This window comes from Rhodococcus sp. JG-3 (assembly GCF_000482405.1).
Taxonomy (GTDB): Bacteria; Actinomycetota; Actinomycetes; order Mycobacteriales; family Mycobacteriaceae; genus Rhodococcoides; species Rhodococcoides fascians.
Genome location: NZ_KI519398.1, coordinates 3,068,025 through 3,083,986, shown reverse-complemented (window position 1 = coordinate 3,083,986; position 15,962 = coordinate 3,068,025). Strand labels below are relative to the sequence as shown.

The 15,962-nt window shown below is 65.2% G+C and carries 12 protein-coding genes; 6 read left to right on the top strand and 6 right to left on the bottom strand.

What is annotated here, in order from left to right:
- Positions 1-5 precede the first annotated feature (5 nt).
- Positions 6-236 carry a hypothetical protein gene (locus tag K414_RS0116035; RefSeq protein ID WP_027496860.1) on the top strand — a complete coding sequence of 77 codons (231 nt, stop codon included), beginning with the start codon at positions 6-8 and terminating at the stop codon, positions 234-236.
- On the opposite strand, the gene K414_RS0116030 is transcribed toward K414_RS0116035, so the two are convergent.
- Entirely contained in the window at positions 220-1,479 is a 1,260-nt protein-coding gene (locus tag K414_RS0116030) for an aminotransferase class III-fold pyridoxal phosphate-dependent enzyme (RefSeq protein ID WP_032383678.1), read from the bottom strand. The two genes, K414_RS0116035 and K414_RS0116030, sit on opposite strands and share 17 nt — an antisense overlap.
- Before the next feature lie 97 nt (positions 1,480-1,576).
- Here K414_RS0116030 and hrpA point away from each other — a divergent pair, with 97 nt between their 5' ends.
- A complete protein-coding gene (gene hrpA, locus K414_RS0116025) occupies positions 1,577-5,473 on the top strand; it encodes an ATP-dependent RNA helicase HrpA (RefSeq protein ID WP_027496858.1) in 3,897 nt (1,298 codons plus the stop codon).
- A 12-nt stretch (positions 5,474-5,485) separates the two neighbouring features.
- On the opposite strand, the gene nrdR is transcribed toward hrpA, so the two are convergent.
- Positions 5,486-5,950, bottom strand: coding sequence for a transcriptional regulator NrdR (gene nrdR / locus K414_RS0116020; protein ID WP_027496857.1), 465 nt, complete (start codon positions 5,948-5,950; stop codon positions 5,486-5,488).
- A gap of 99 nt (positions 5,951-6,049) precedes the next feature.
- Positions 6,050-6,439 carry a hypothetical protein gene (locus K414_RS0116015; protein WP_027496856.1) on the bottom strand — a complete coding sequence of 130 codons (390 nt, stop codon included), beginning with the start codon at positions 6,437-6,439 and terminating at the stop codon, positions 6,050-6,052.
- Between the two features lie 399 nt (positions 6,440-6,838).
- Here K414_RS0116015 and lexA point away from each other — a divergent pair, with 399 nt between their 5' ends.
- Positions 6,839-7,522, top strand: coding sequence for a transcriptional repressor LexA (lexA, locus tag K414_RS0116010; RefSeq protein WP_027496855.1), 684 nt, complete (start codon positions 6,839-6,841; stop codon positions 7,520-7,522).
- A gap of 79 nt (positions 7,523-7,601) precedes the next feature.
- On the opposite strand, the gene K414_RS0116005 is transcribed toward lexA, so the two are convergent.
- From K414_RS0116005 to ptsP, 3 genes are all read right to left on the bottom strand, one after another.
- The gene (locus K414_RS0116005) at positions 7,602-8,744 is read right to left on the bottom strand and encodes an acyl-CoA dehydrogenase family protein (RefSeq protein WP_027496854.1); all 1,143 of its coding nucleotides are present in this window, start codon (positions 8,742-8,744) and stop codon (positions 7,602-7,604) included.
- Between the two features lie 153 nt (positions 8,745-8,897).
- On the bottom strand, positions 8,898-10,169 hold the full coding sequence (locus K414_RS0116000; RefSeq protein ID WP_032400221.1) for a solute carrier family 23 protein: 1,272 nt from the start codon (positions 10,167-10,169) through the stop codon (positions 8,898-8,900).
- Between the two features lie 20 nt (positions 10,170-10,189).
- Positions 10,190-11,929 carry a phosphoenolpyruvate--protein phosphotransferase gene (ptsP, locus tag K414_RS0115995; RefSeq protein WP_237606194.1) on the bottom strand — a complete coding sequence of 580 codons (1,740 nt, stop codon included), beginning with the start codon at positions 11,927-11,929 and terminating at the stop codon, positions 10,190-10,192.
- A gap of 170 nt (positions 11,930-12,099) precedes the next feature.
- Here ptsP and K414_RS0115990 point away from each other — a divergent pair, with 170 nt between their 5' ends.
- Genes K414_RS0115990 through K414_RS0115980 form a run of 3 tightly spaced genes read left to right on the top strand, consistent with a single transcriptional unit; the run spans position 12,100 to position 15,937 of the window.
- Positions 12,100-12,867 carry a DeoR/GlpR family DNA-binding transcription regulator gene (locus K414_RS0115990; RefSeq protein ID WP_027496851.1) on the top strand — a complete coding sequence of 256 codons (768 nt, stop codon included), beginning with the start codon at positions 12,100-12,102 and terminating at the stop codon, positions 12,865-12,867.
- Positions 12,864-13,874: a 1-phosphofructokinase family hexose kinase gene (locus K414_RS0115985; RefSeq protein ID WP_027496850.1), complete on the top strand. Its 1,011-nt coding sequence runs from the start codon at positions 12,864-12,866 to the stop codon at positions 13,872-13,874. Before K414_RS0115990 ends, K414_RS0115985 begins: the two co-directional genes overlap by 4 nt.
- A gap of 8 nt (positions 13,875-13,882) precedes the next feature.
- Positions 13,883-15,937: a fructose-specific PTS transporter subunit EIIC gene (locus K414_RS0115980; RefSeq protein ID WP_027496849.1), complete on the top strand. Its 2,055-nt coding sequence runs from the start codon at positions 13,883-13,885 to the stop codon at positions 15,935-15,937.
- Positions 15,938-15,962 lie beyond the last annotated feature (25 nt).

Genomic DNA, 15,962 nt, shown 5'->3' with positions numbered 1-15,962 from the left:
GCCGCATGAACGTCTGGAAAGCTCTCGGTCTCGCCGGGATGGCCGGGGTTGCGGCCACCGGGGCGTTGGTGGTGCGGTCCGAGCGCAAGCGGCGCGCGTATGCGCCCGACGAAGTGCGCGATCAGCTGCACCGGCGGTTCGCCGCAATCTCCGCTGAGCCGGAACCCGAACCTGCTCCCCCGCTCTCGCGGGGGAAGCAGCTGTTGAGCAGACTCCGGTTCAGCCGAGCGCACTGAGGATGCGCGAGGCCATATCCTCGATCTCGGCGTCGGTCATGACGAACGCCGGCGAGATCTGCATTGCACCCTGTCCGGCCGCGCGGCCCGAAACACCATGAGCTCTCAAGGTTTTCACGAACGGTAATGCCTCCGCCGGGTCGGCGAGCTGAACGGCAGCGACAGCGCCGATGCCGCTGCGGACTTCCGCGACCCGATCGTGGTCGGCCAGGGGCGCGAGGTGGGTGTGCAGTGCGGCTTCGATGCGCTTGGAGTGACTCAGCAGGTCCTCGCGCTCGATGATGTCGAGATTGGCCATCGCTGCGGCGGCTGCACCTGCGTGGCCACCGTAGGTGTAGCCGTGACGCCACCAGACTCCGCCTGCGAAGAACGGTTCGGCGATCTTCGGAGCGATGAACACTGCGCCCATCGGGACGTAGCCCGACGTCAACCCCTTGGCGGTCGTCATCAGGTCGGGTTCGAGCTCGAAGCGGGTGGAGGCGAACCAACTACCGCCGATCCGGCCGAATCCGGTCACCACTTCGTCGGCGACGAACAGCACGTCGTTGTCGCGGCAGATCTGCCGTACCTCACGTAGGTAGCCCTCGGGAGGCAAGTAAATTCCACCCGCTCCGATCACCGGTTCGCAGAAGAAGGCGGCGACGTTCTCGGCTCCGACCTCTTCGATCAGCGCGAGAAGCGATTTCGCGTCGTCCCACGCCACTGTTCTGGCGTCCGGCATCAGCTCGCCGTAGTTCTCCTTGTTGACCGGAATGCCGGCGAGCGCGGTGCCCGCGACGTGCATGCCGTGGTACGCCTTCTGCCGTCCGACGATGATCTTCTTGGACGGCTGTCCCATTTCGACCCAGTAGCGGCGCGCAAGCTTCGCCGCGGTGTCGATGGAGTCCGATCCACCCGAGGTGAAGAAGATCTTGCTGCCCGGCACCGGTGCGATGGCGGCGAGACGATCGGCCAGGGCCAACGTGGTCTCGGGCACGAAGTCGCCGAAGTTGGAGTAGTGGGCGATCGAGCTCAGCTGCGCGGCAACGGCGTCGGCGATCTCGCGGCGGCCGTGACCGACGTTGGTGAACCACAGACCGGCGGTGGCGTCGAGGTACCGGTTGCCCTCGTTGTCGAAGATGTACGCACCCTCGCCTCGCGAGACGACGAACGGCCCATTGGCGGTGACGTTGCCCATGTCGGCGAAGCCGTGCCACAGCGCGGAGGTGTGTGTGGAGGCGGCTGGATCCAGGTCGGAAGACATGCGCTACACAGTAGTCACGTCGAATTCGGCGAGTGCATCGGTTCGTTCCCGGACGGAGTTCGGGTGAGTACCGCGTAACGGATATCCTGGTACGAGTATGTCTACCTCGAATTCGTCCGGTGATCGACGAGCACTCGCCGCACGTGTTGCACAGCTCACCATCCGCGACGAGAACCGGCTTCGACGACGTCTCGACAAGGCCCGCACCGAGGACGCCGTCGCCGCGCTCGAACGCGACGTAGCTCGCGCAGAAGCCGTCATCTCCACACGCCAGGCGGCAGTGCCCACCCTCGAATATCCGCAGGCGTTGCCCGTCAGCGCGCGCAAGGACGACATCGCCGCAGCGATCGCTGCCCACCAGGTCGTCATCGTCGCCGGTGAAACCGGGTCCGGCAAAACCACTCAGATTCCCAAGATCTGCCTCGAACTGGGGCGCGGAATCCGCGGCTCGATCGGTCACACGCAGCCCCGAAGGTTGGCGGCGCGCACCGTTGCCGAGCGCATCGCCGAGGAGGTGGGTCAACCACTGGGCGAATCGATCGGCTACAAGGTTCGATTCACCGATCAATCCTCCGATTCGACCCTCGTCAAGCTGATGACAGACGGCATTCTGCTGGCCGAGATCCAACGCGACCGACTGCTCCGCCAGTACGACACCCTCATCATCGACGAGGCGCACGAGCGCAGCCTGAACATCGACTTCATCCTGGGATACCTCGCGCAACTGCTCCCCCGGCGACCCGATCTCAAGATCGTCATCACGTCGGCGACCATCGATCCGGAGCGATTCGCGCAACACTTCGCACGCGACGGGGTCGCAGCACCGATCATCGAGGTATCCGGCCGTACGTTCCCGGTCGAGATGCGGTATCGACCTCTGACGGTCGACGCGGGAGACACGACGATCGACCTCGATCCCGTCGATGCCACCTGCCAGGCCGTCGACGAGCTGATGTCCGAGGGTGACGGCGACATCTTGGTGTTCCTGTCCGGTGAACGCGAAATTCGCGATACCGCGGACGCGCTGGCCGATCGCAATCTCCGCAACACCGAGATCGTGCCGCTGTACGCCAGACTCTCTGCCGCCGAACAGCATCGGGTGTTCTCACCGCACTCGGGACGCCGGGTCGTGCTGTCGACGAACGTCGCGGAAACGTCGCTGACGGTCCCCGGCATCCGCTACGTCGTGGACCCGGGCACCGCGCGCATCTCGCGATACTCGTTGCGCACCAAGGTGCAGCGGCTGCCCATCGAACCGATTTCACAGGCGTCTGCGCGCCAGCGGGCGGGTCGCTGCGGACGCGTCGCCGACGGGATCTGTATCCGCTTGTACTCGGAGGAAGACTTCGAGTCTCGTCCGCAGTTCACCGAGCCGGAAATTCTGCGCACCAATCTGGCCTCGGTCATTCTGCAGATGACCGCGCTCGGATTGGGCAAGATCGACGCGTTCCCCTTCGTCGAGCCGCCGGATCCACGCAGTATCCGCGACGGTATCGGCTTGCTGGAAGAACTCGGAGCACTGAAGCCGGCCACCAAGGACGGAACTGCCGAGCTCACCCCGATCGGCCGCGAACTGTCCGCTCTACCGGTCGATCCTCGAATGGCACGAATGTTGGTCGAGGCCAACGGCAACGGATCGCTTCGTGACGCGCTGGTGGTGGTGGCGGCGTTGTCGATTCAGGACGTTCGGGAGCGTCCCGCCGAGCACCAACAGGCTGCAGACGAGAAGCATGCCCGTTTCGCGGTCGAGAATTCGGACTTCCTGGCGTACGTGCAGCTGTGGAAGTATCTGCGGCAGCAGCGAGACGAGCTGTCTTCCAACCAGTTCCGACGCATGTGCCGCACCGAGTTCCTGCACTACCTGCGGATCCGCGAATGGCAGGACCTGCACGGACAACTCCGCCAGATCACTCGCGGCCTCGGATGGACAGTGCCCGACGCAGAGTCGAGCGAGAACGCACTGCATCAGTCCCTGCTGTCCGGCCTGCTCTCGCACGTCGGCCTCAGAGAGGGCGACAAGCGTGAATTTCTGGGTGCCCGCGGAGCACATTTCGCGATCTTCCCCGGGTCAGGTCTGTTCAAGAAGCCACCGCGCTGGGTCATGGCTGCAGAACTGGTCGAGACCGGACGACTGTGGGGCCGGATGGCCGCCCGCATCGAACCGGAATGGGCCGAACGGTTGGCACCGCATCTGGTGAAGCGCACGTATTCCGAACCACACTGGTCGATCAAACGGGAATCGGCGCTGGCCTACGAACGGGTGACGTTGTACGGCATCCCGTTGGTGACGCAGCGCCCGGTCAACTATCACCGCATCGATCCCGAGGCGTCTCGCGAGCTCTTCATCAGGCATGCACTGGTTCAGGGCGAATGGAAGACCCAGCACGGGTTCTTTCACAAGAACAGGGCTCTGCTCGACGACGTCGGCGAGCTCGAACATCGTGCTCGGCGACGGGACATCGTCGTCGACGACGACGCACTGTTCGATTTCTACGACGCCCGCATCGCCCCGGAAGCCGTGTCTGCGCGACACTTCGACACCTGGTGGAAGAAGGCTCGCCGGCAAGATCCGTCCCTGCTCGACTTCACTACGGACACCGTCGTCAACTCGGACGCCGCGTCGGTACTGACGGGTGCGTATCCGGACGCGTGGCGACAGGGTGACATTCAATTCCCACTGACGTATCAATTCGAGCCCGGCACGGCCGCTGATGGCGTCACCGCGCGGATTCCCATCGCACTGCTCGCTCAGGTACAGCCGGTCGGCTTCGACTGGCTGGTGCCCGGGATGCGCGCCGAGCTCGTCACCGCCTTGATCAAGACTCTACCGAAGGCATTGCGACGCAACGTGGTTCCGGCTCCGGACTTCGCTGCGGCAGCGTTGGCAGTGATGAAACCGCGGGCCGAAACACTCGTGACGGCTCTGGCCCGAGAACTCTCACGGGCCGCACAGTGCCACATCACCGCGAAGGACTTCGACACTGCGGCGCTACCCGATCACCTGCGAATGACGTTCGCCGCGGTCGACCCGTCCGGGACCGTGCTCGGCAGCAACAAGGATCTGACTGCGCTGCGCGCCGGTCTGGCCGGTGAGGTCGGCCGACAGGTCGCACGTGCGGTCGGCGACGCGGAGCGCGCCCCGACGCTGGCGTGGACATCGGGCACGTTGGGCCGCTTGGAACCCACGGTCACCCGAGACGTGGGCGGGCAGAAGGTCACCGGGTACCCGGCGTTGGTGCCCGAGGGTTCGGGCGTGGCGGTGCGAGTGCTCAGTACCCCCGCCCTGCAACGAGAAGCCATGCGCGCGGGCACCCGCACTCTGCTGCTCGCCACGGCACCGAAGGGAACGAAGGCGCTGTTGGCCGGGCTGCCGACCGCCGAACGTCTTGCGCTCGGCCAGAACCCGTACGGCGGTGTCGATGCGCTGCTCGAGGAATGCCGTGCGCTCGCTGTGGAAGAAGCGATGGACGCCCACGGCGGACCGGTTCGCGATCCGGCCGAGTTCGACAAGCTCAGGGCACTGGTGGACGCAGAGGTTCCGCGGCGTACTGCTGCTGTTCTCGCACTGGTTCGACCGGTCCTGACGGCCGCGTTGGCTCTGTCGGCCCAGTTGCAGAGCGCATCGGGTGAGCCGGCCGACGATGTCCGAGAACAGCTCGACGGCTTGATCTTTCGCGGTTTCGTCACCGAATTCGGTTCTCGACGGTTGGCCGATCTGCCACGCTATCTCGCTGCGGCGACGAAGCGGCTGTCCACGCTGCCGAGCAGCGCGGGCCGCGACGCTGCGGCGATGGACGTTCTCGACCGGGTGTACGGCTCGTACGGGCGGCTGTTGGATTCGCTTCCGGAGAGCAGGAAGAACAGCTCGGGTGTGCAGGAGCTGTTCTGGATGATCGAGGAGCTGCGGGTGGGGCTGTTCGCGCAGGGAATTCGTACCGCGTATCCGGTATCGGAGAAGCGCATCGAGAAGGCGATCGCCGATCAGTCTCGCTGATCGGCCCGCGGTTCACTCGACGTCGGCGGACTCTCGATGTTTGCGGAGTTCGTGAATTTCCTTCTCGAAGTCCTCTGCCGAACTGAACGAGCGGTAGACCGATGCGAAACGAAGGTAGGCCACTTCGTCGAGATCGCGTAGCGGTCCGAGAATGGCCAGGCCCACTTCGTTGCTGGGAATCTCGGCCGAACCGGCCGCGCGAATATTGTCTTCGACCTGCTGAGCCAGTAGGTTCAGCGCGTCGTTGTCGACGTCTCTGCCCTGGCAGGCGCGACGAACTCCTTTGACGACCTTCTCCCGACTGAACGGCTCGGTCACACCACTGCGTTTCACGACGGCGAGCACGGCAGCCTCCACGGTGGTGAAACGTCGACCGCACTCGGGGCAGGACCGGCGTCGCCGTATTGCCTGACCCTCGTCCATTTCACGCGAATCCACCACGCGTGAGTCGGGGTGCCTGCAGAACGGGCAATGCATGAGGGAGCCTCCGTCGTAGCCGATACTCCGACGACGAACGTGCGCGTCGGGGCAGTCTTCGAGGATACTCAGCCACGCTGGGCACCATGGTGCCGGTGGTCATCTGCTGGGTGCGTACTCGACGAGCGCTCCGTCGTGAACCATGACCGCGCCGGCGGGCTGGGTGGCCGCGTCGGGTGTGGTCGCGCTCAGATTCGCGATGCCGATCAGACCGCCGGCCACGACGACCACAGCCAACATCCACAGAACGAGAGAGCGTGGGCGCACGGTCTGGCTCGCGAAATGGGCCGAGGTGTCGTCGAAGTCTCGATCCGCCATCTCGCGATCGGTGACGTCGGTCCAGGACTCGTCCACGACAGGCAAGCACGGGCCGTTCTGCGTCCGACGCGCGTGATTCTGCAGCACGGGCCGCGAGCGCCGACGACGCTCGACGACACCGGATCGCGAACGCATACCGGCAGTGGTGGGACGATCGGTGGTGATGGTCATCGGAACCTCGTCTTCGCTCGTTGGATCGATTGTTCGATCAGGCGTTCGATGGACGCTTGTTCGAAGTTCTATCACGCGCCTCCGACAAAGTCTGTAGAAAACGCGACACGAGTCGAACAGATGTTTGATTCAACAGCTGATACACGCTAGATTCGTGTCAGAAACCACACGCCACACGAGTCGACATCATCAACTCCAGTCCGCGTGGATCGATACCGCGTAGACCGAATCCAGCCGCATCAGCAGGAGGCCGACAGCATGAAGGACGAGACCTCGACGAGGTCCATCACCGGTTCCAGTACGACGGGTTCCACGAAAGCTGGTTCCACGCGAGCCGGATCCTCGACGGTCGGCAAGGCTGCAGCCGCAAAGCCGGCTGCCGAGCCGACCCCGAAGGCCATGGAGGTGGGCACCGACATCAGTGCAGGGCTCACCGAGCGGCAACGGAAGGTGTTGGAGGTCATCCGGGCCTCGGTCACCGAGCGCGGATACCCACCCAGCATTCGAGAGATCGGCGATGCCGTGGGCCTGACGTCGACGTCGTCCGTCGCACATCAGCTTCGCACCCTCGAACGCAAGGGGTTCCTGCGGCGCGACGCCAACCGCCCTCGCGCTGTGGACGTCCGCGGACTGGACGAGGTGCAGGCCGATCAGGCCGCGGCAGCGGTGGACGGTTCGGCAGCGTCCGACGAGCAGGATCGGTTGCCGACGCCGACGTTCGTGCCGGTTCTCGGACGGATCGCCGCGGGTGGTCCGATTCTGGCGGAGGAAGCCGTCGAGGACGTGTTCCCGCTCCCCCGCGAGTTGGTCGGTCAGGGATCGCTGTTCTTGCTCAAGGTCGTCGGCGAGTCCATGATCGACGCGGCGATCTGCGACGGTGACTGGGTGGTGGTGCGTCAACAGTCCGTGGCCGACAACGGCGACATCGTCGCGGCGATGATCGAGGGTGAGGCCACGGTCAAGACGTTCAAGCGTTCCAAGGGTGAGGTGTGGCTCATGCCGCACAACCCACTGTTCGAGCCGATCCCGGGCAACAATGCCGCCATTCTCGGCAAGGTCGTCACCGTGATGCGCAAGCTCTGAACTCTGTTCGGACACAACGAAGAAGGGCCGCAGCACAGATGCTGCGGCCCTTCTCGTCGGTCCTGAACGATGGAAAGAATCAGAGATTCAGTCCGCGACCGATGATCTCCTTCATGATCTCCGTGGTGCCGCCGTAGATGGTCTGTACCCGAGAATCCATGTACGCCTTGGCAATCGGGTACTCCTTCATGTAGCCGTACCCACCGTGCAGCTGAAGGCACCGGTCGATGAGCTTGACCTGGTTCTCGGTGGTCCACCACTTGGCCATGGCAGCTTCCTGCACGGTCAACTTGCCGTCGTTGAGCAGTTCGATGAATTTGTCGACCATGATGCGGGTGGCGGTGGTTTCGGTAGCGAGTTCCGCCAACACGAATCGCGTGTTCTGGAACTTTCCGATCGACTTACCGAATGCCTTGCGGTCACGGCAGTACTGAATGGTCATCTCCAGTGCCGATTCCATGGCTGCAGCGGCGACGACGGCAATCGAGAGCCGCTCCTGAGGCAAGTTCTGCATCAGGTAGATGAAGCCCATGCCTTCTTCGCCGAGCAGGTTGGCTGCGGGAACCCGAACGTCGGTGAAGCTGAGTTCCGCGGTGTCCTGGGCCTTCATGCCGATCTTGTCGAGGTTGCGGCCACGCTCGAATCCGGGCATGTCGCGCTCTACGACCAACAGGCTGAAGCCCTGGGCACCTTTCTCGGGGTCGGTGCACGCTACGACAATGATCAGATCGGCATTGATGCCGTTGGTGATGAACGTCTTCGAGCCGTTCAGTACCCAGTCGTCGCCGTCCCGAACGGCCTTGGTCTTGATGCCCTGCAGGTCGCTACCGGTACCCGGCTCGGTCATGGCGATCGCGGTGATCAGCTCACCGGAGCAGAATCCGGGCAGCCACCGCTGCTTCTGCTCGTCGTTGGCCAACTCGATGAAGTACGGCGCGACGACGTCGTTGTGCAGAGTGAAGCCGATGCCGCTGTAGCCGCCGCGGGTGGTTTCCTCGGTGACGATGGCGTTGTAGCGGAAGTCCTTGACGCCGCCGCCGCCGAACTCCTCCGGTGCGGCAGTCCCGAGGAAGCCCTGCTTGCCGGCCTCTACCCAGACGCCGCGGTCGACGATGTTCTGCTCTTCCCACTTCGCGTGATTGGGGGCTACGTGCTGTTCGAGAAACTTCCGGTACGACTCCCGGAACAGCTCGTGCTCGGGCTCGAAAAGTGTGCGTTCCACGCGGGTCTCCTTGTTCGGTGCGCACCGTCGTCGACCGCGAGAAAGGGGTGTCACAGCGCGGTCGTCGGTGCGACTGACGTCACGGTTCAACAGTACGTTCGCGGTGCACCGAGGGTCGATGACCAAAACGTGCGCGATCCGTGACCGCCCCTGCTAGCGACGTCGAGTCGTTCTCCCTCGGGCCAACGCCGAGACGATCGGGTATCCCACGAGGATGCCCAGCGATCCCCACGCGATACCACCGAGTTCGACCGATCCGACGGAGAGCGTCAGGTCGCCGATTCCGGCGACGAGTGCGGCGGCGACGACGGTGAGGTTCACCGGATCGGTGAAATCCACCTTGGCGTCGGTCCAGATTCGAACGCCGAGCAGTCCGATGAGTCCGTAGAGCACAAGTGTCGCTCCACCGATGACACCGTCCGGGACGGTGAAGATCAGCGCACCGAACTTGGGCGAGAACGCCAACACGATCGCGGTGATCGCGGCAACCCAGTACGCAGCGGTCGAGTACACGCGGGTGGCGGCCATGACGCCGATGTTCTCCGCGTACGTGGTGGTTCCCGATCCACCGGCCGCACCGGCGAGGGTGGTCGCCAACCCATCGGCGATCAGAGCGTCACCGGCAACATCGTCGAGGTTCTTTCCGGTCATCGCCGCGACGGCTTTGACGTGTCCGACGTTCTCGGCGACGAGGACGATCACCACCGGCAGCGCCACCAGAATCACCGACAGCTGGAAGGACGGGCCACGGAACTCGGGTAACCCGATCCAGCTCGCGGCGCTCAGAGCATCGAGTCGTGGTTGCGCGATACCGCCGGTGACGGCAGCGAATACCCAGCCCACGACGACACCGAGCAGGATTCCGAGCCGACCCACCAGACCGGGACCGACGGCCGTCGCGAGGAGAATCGCCACCAGGGTGACGGCCGCGACGAGCGGTTGCGCTTCGAACGAGGTCGTCGCGGCAGGGGCCAGATTCAGCCCGATCAACACGACCACCGCACCGGTGACGACTGGCGGCATCGCTGCGTCGAGCACTCGCGCTCCGGCGAACTTCACGACGAAGCCGATCGCAGCCAACACGACGCCGACACACAGAACGGCACCGAGCTGCGCGGCGGGTCCGTCTGCTGCGGTCGCACCGAGCGGGGCCAGGAAGGCGAACGACGACCCGAGGTAGCTCGGTACCCGCCCGCGCGTGATGATCAGGAACAGCGCGGTGCCGATGCCCGAGAACAGCAGCGTCGTCGAGACCGGGAAACCGGTGATGGTCGGAACCAACAGTGTGGCCCCGAACATCGCGACGACGTGCTGCATCCCGATGCCGACAGTGCGTGGCCACGACAACCGTTCGTCCGGTGCGACCACCGCCCCTGCGTCGACGGTTCGTCCGTTTCCGTGCAGCGTCCAACCCATAGTTCTCATGATGGGAGAAGACTATTGCGTCACCCGAGGATCGCGCTCACTGCCTCACGGGCTGCGGCGGTGCTGTCGGTCTTCAGTGCAGCGGCAGCAGCGGCCTTGCACTGATCGAGGGTCACGGTCGCCAACTTGGACCCGACGTGGGCGACGGCGGCGGAGGCCGCGGACAACGACGTGATGCCCATTCCTACCAGCACACAGGCCAGCAGGGGGTCGGCGGCAGCTTCGCCGCAGACACCGACGGGCTTGCCCACCTTCGCGCCGGCCGCGGCCGTGTGCGCCACCAGTGCGAGCACGGCCGGTTGCCACGGATCGGTCAGACCGGCCAGCTGGGCCGACATCCTGTCGGCGGCCATCGTGTACTGAGCCAGGTCGTTGGTACCGATGGACAGAAAGTCCACGTGCTCGAGGATGTGCTCGGCGAGCAGAGCGGCAGCGGGAATCTCGATCATGACGCCCGGGGTCAGTCCGCGTTCGCGCACATCCGCGGCGAAGTCCTGTGCTTCCTGCGCGGTGGCGATCATCGGTGCCATCACCCACGGGGACGAATCGGTCGCCTTGGCTGCCGCGGCGATGCCGTCGAGCTGGCGGTACAGAATGCCGCGGTCGGCTTCGGCGATACGGATACCGCGGATGCCGAGCGCCGGATTGGCCTCGTCGGGGTGGTTGGCGAAGCGAAGTGGTTTGTCCGAGCCGGCGTCCAGGGTGCGGACGACGACCTTCTTACCTGCAAAGGCGTCGAGGACCTGGCCGTAGATCTCGGCTTGCTCGTCGACGGTCGGTTCGGAATCGCGGTCCAGAAAGCACAGTTCGGTGCGGAACAACCCCACCCCGTCGGCTGCGCTGGAGCGCGCTGCGCGGGCACCGGCACCGTCCTGGACGTTGGCGAGGATATCGATGGAATGTCCGTCGGAGGTCGCGCCCGGCCCGGTCCACCGAGACACTCGGTCCAATTCGTCCCTGGCCGAGACGACTGCTGCGCGGGCGGTGTCGGCATCCGGTTCCAGTTCGATGCGTCCACTGGTTCCGTCCACGGATGCATGCGTGCCGGCGGCGATGTCGTCGAGGCCTGCGACGGCCACGATGCAGGGAATCCCCAGCTGCCGCGCGATGATCGCGGTGTGACTGGTCGGGCCGCCCAGTGAGGTGGCGAGGCCGACGATGAGGGTGGGGTCGAGGCCCGCGGTGTCGGCGGGTGCCAGGTCGTCGGCGAACAGTACCGACGGTTCGGCCGGCACGGGAACACCCGGCTCGGGCACACCGAGAATTTCGGCGATGACGCGATCGCGAATGTCGCGCAGATCGGTCACTCGTTCGGCCATCAATCCGCCGAGCTGGGTGAACATGACGGCGAACTTCTCGGTCGCGGCAGCAGTGGCGGTGACGGCGGTGTTGCCCTTGGCGATCGAGGCGCGAGCGGCACCGAGCCATCCGCGGTCGGTTGCCATCGCGGCGTTGGCCGACAGCACCTCCGAAGCGGCTCCCGTCGCCAGCTCTGCGCGTCCGCGCAATCGAGTGGCGACGGCGTTCGCCGCTGCATCGAACACAGCCTTCTCGGACTCCCGATCGGATTCGGCCACCTCACCGGTGTCTGCCGGGATGGCCGGACGTGCCCCGGGACGGATGACGGGTCCGTAGCCGACTCCGGGCACGACCGGTGTGCCGCGCAGTGTCGTGGACTCCGCTCCGATCGACGACGTCCCATCTGCAGCAGGTGTTGCATCGGTGTGTCCGGTCGATGCGGTGCTGACCGATCCCGTCATGTGGTCCTCCTCGGATCCTGCGTGTACGTCTGTCGTCCCGGATGTCAGATGAGTGTGCCGCACCTGGCTTCCCGATGATGTTGTGACCGAGATTACTCCAAACCCTTGACATGTCAACACACACGGGCGTAAAACAACATAAAGCAACATCAACCGGGAAGGAGACGCAGGTGTACGCAGAAGAAAGACAGCACGCCATCGCTGAGCTGATCAGCACGCAAGGACGCGTCTCCGTCAACGACCTGGCCGCCAACTACGGCGTCACCACAGAGACCGTGCGACGCGATCTGGCCACCCTCGATCGACTCGGAGTGGTACGCCGCGTGCACGGTGGAGCAGTACCCGCCTCGGCGCTGACCACACTCGAGCCGGGCGTTTCGGAGCGGGAATTCACCCGCGCAGACCAGAAGGACGCGATCGCAGCGGCTGCATTGTCGTTCCTCCCACCCGTCGGCGGCAGCGCCGTCTTCGATGCGGGCACCACCACCGGCCGCCTGGCGGGACTGCTACCGCACGATCGCGAACTCACCATGGTCACCAACTCCGTACCGATCGCAGCCCGGGCCGCAACCATGCCGAGCATCAGTCTTCGATTGCTCGGCGGGCGTGTTCGAGGAACGACACAGGCCGCTGTGGGCGACGAGGCACTGCGCGCCCTCGAATGGCTACGGGTGGACGTTGCGTTCATCGGAACCAACGCCATCAGCGTCGGACACGGACTGTCCACCCCCGACAGCGACGAAGCCGCGGTCAAGCGCGCCATGGTCGACGCCGCGAACCATGTTGTCGTGCTGGCAGATTCGTCGAAGATCGGCCGCGAGCACCTGGTGAGTTTCGCCCGAGTAGACACCATCGACGTCATCGTCACCGACAGCGACATCTCGAACGAAGACCGTAAACAACTCAGCAACAAAGGAATCGAGGTGGTGATCGCATGATGGTCACGCTCACGGCCAATCCGAGCATGGACCGCACGGTCACGCTCGAGACGCCGCTGACCCGCGGCGGCGTGCACCGGGCGTCGTCCTCGGCCGTCGACCCGGGCGGCAAGGGCGTCAACGTCGCTCGCGTCATCGGCGGATCGGGAGTAGAGGCGCTGGCCGTACTCCCGGCCAACGTCGGCGATCCAATACTCGACGCAATGTCCGCCAAAGGCGTTCGATACTCGGCAGTTCCGACGTCCGGACCGGCGCGCACCAACATCACCGTCAGCGAAATCGGTGGCACGACCACCAAGATCAACGAGCCGGGTGCAACGGTGTCGGAGCAGACACGCGCCGAGCTGCGAGACCGGATTCTCACGCTCGCTGTCGATGCCGAGTGGGTGGTGCTGTCGGGTTCGCTTCCTCCCGGCCTGCCCGTCGAGTGGTACGCGGAACTGGTTGTCGCCCTTCGCGCTACCACGGCCAAAGTTGCGGTGGACACCTCCGACGAGCCGCTGCTCGCTCTCGCAGATCGGTTTCCGGAATCGGCACCCGACCTGATCAAGCCCAATTCGGAGGAACTCGCCCAGCTCACCGGGTACGATTCCGAGGAGTTGGAAAGCGCTGCGGCACAGGGTGATCCGTCGGCCGCTGTTTCCGCCGCGACGATCCTTCTCGGCCGAGGAGTAGGTGCCGTACTGGCGACGCTCGGCAGCGCCGGAGCAGTCCTGGTCACCCAGGGCGGTGCCTGGTACGCCAGCCCACCTCCGATCACGGCCGTCAGCACCGTCGGCGCAGGAGACTCCTCGCTGGCCGGCTACATTCTGGCCGACGTCGAGAACTGTTCCGACGCAGACAAACTTCGCCGCGCCGTCGCCTACGGAACGGCAGCCACCGCACTTCCAGGCACCACGCTTCCCCTGCCCGAGCAGACCCATCCGACTTCGGTGACGGTTCGCGCGCTCGACATCTCCACGTCCGTCACCCCGTCCACGCTCTCCCCTTCTTCGAACCGTCTCTAGGAGCCCCCATGTCCACCCCCACCGAAGATCAGCCGATCATCGCCGAGGATCTGATCCTCCTCGACGCCGATCTGGGCGAATCCAAAGCTGCCGTCATCGAACGCCTCGCAGGCGTGCTGGCCCACGCGGGTCGCGCAACCGACACCGACGCCCTGCGCGACGCAGCCCTTGCGCGCGAAGCCCAGTCGGCCACCGGCCTGCCCGGCGGCATCGCAATTCCGCACTGCCGTTCCGAGGCGGTCACGAGCGCCTCGCTCGGCTTCGCCCGCCTGAACCCCAAGGTCGACTTCGGCGCCCCCGACGGCCCCGCCGACCTCGTCTTCCTCATCGCTGCACCGGCCGGAGCCGGTTCGGCGCACATGAAGCTGCTCTCCAGCCTGGCTCGGGCACTGGTCAAGCCCGAATTCGTCACCTCACTGCGCAACGCGTCCTCGCCCGCCGAGATCGTCTCGCTGGTCGACGGAGTCATCAACCCGGCCGCCAAGCCGGTTGCCGCAACCGCTGCAGCTGCGCCGGTCGACACCGCGAAGCACAGTGCGCCTGCAGCCACCCCCGAGACGGCACCATCCGCCTCGCCCAAGCACATCGTGGCAATCACCGCCTGCCCCACCGGAATTGCGCACACCTACATGGCTGCCGATTCACTCGTCGCCGCAGGCGAGCGCGCGGGTGTCACGGTGCACGTGGAGACTCAGGGCTCGAGCGGCAGCACGCCCCTCGACCCCGCACTCATCGCCGGTGCCGAGGCCGTCATCTTCGCCACCGACGTGGGCGTCAAGGGCCGTGAGCGATTCGCCGGTAAGCCCGTCATCTCTTCCGGCGTCAAGCGCGCCATCAACGAGCCCGACGTCATGGTCACCGAAGCGCTCCGCGCAGCTCTCAATCCGGATGCTGCTCGCGTCGGCGGCACCGCTGTCGCGGCCGGCTCCACCGACTCTGCCGGTGAGCTCGGATGGGGCACCCGCCTGCGTCAGATCCTGCTGACCGGTGTCAGCTACATGATTCCGTTTGTCGCCGCCGGTGGACTCCTGATCGCCCTCGGATTCCTGCTCGGTGGGTACGAAATCAAGGATGTCGCCGAGGACATCGTCGTCAACAACTCCATCACTTCGCTGCCCGACGGCGGAATCGCCGCCTACCTCGGTGCCGTGCTGTTCCAGATCGGCGCGCTGTCCTTCAGCTTCCTGGTGCCCGCGCTGGCCGGTTACATTTCCTATGCCATAGCCGACAGACCAGGTCTGGCACCAGGTTTCACCGCCGGCGCAGTGGCCGTGTTGGTGGGCGCAGGCTTCATCGGCGGTCTCGTCGGTGGCCTGATCGCCGGCTTCGTCGCACTGTGGATCAGCAAGTGGAAGATCCCCGCGGTTCTGCGTGGCCTGATGCCGGTTGTCATCATCCCGCTGTTCGCCACCCTCATCGTCGGCGCGATCATGTTCCTGCTGCTCGGCAAGCCGCTCGCCGCGATCACCAGTGGACTGACCGACTGGCTCAACGGACTCAGCGGTTCCTCGGTCATCATCCTCGGCATCATTCTCGGCCTGATGATGTGCTTCGACCTCGGCGGACCGGTCAACAAGGCGGCCTACGCCTTCGCCACTGCAGGCCTGTCGGTCACCGACACCGCCTCACTGCGCATCATGGCAGCGGTCATGGCGGCCGGAATGGTGCCGCCCCTGGCCATGGCACTGGCCTCGACCGTTCGTTCGCGTCTGTTCACCGAGGCCGAGCGCGAGAACGGTAAGGCTGCATGGTTCCTCGGAGCAGCATTCATCTCCGAGGGCGCCATCCCGTTCGCCGCGGCCGATCCGTTCCGCGTCATCCCCTCGATGATGGCCGGCGGCGCAGTCACCGGTGCCATGATCATGGCCTTCAACGTCACCCTCAGCGCGCCCCACGGCGGGATTTTCGTGTTCTTCGCCATCGGAAACATCCTGTGGTTCATCGTCTCGCTGGCCGTGGGCACCATCGTCTCCGCATTCCTGGTGGTCTCCGCCAAGCAGTTCATCAAGGGCAAGAACGCACCGACCGACGCCGAACTCGACCCGGCACTCGCCACCGTCTGACGCTCGATACGATCCAACGAACCCA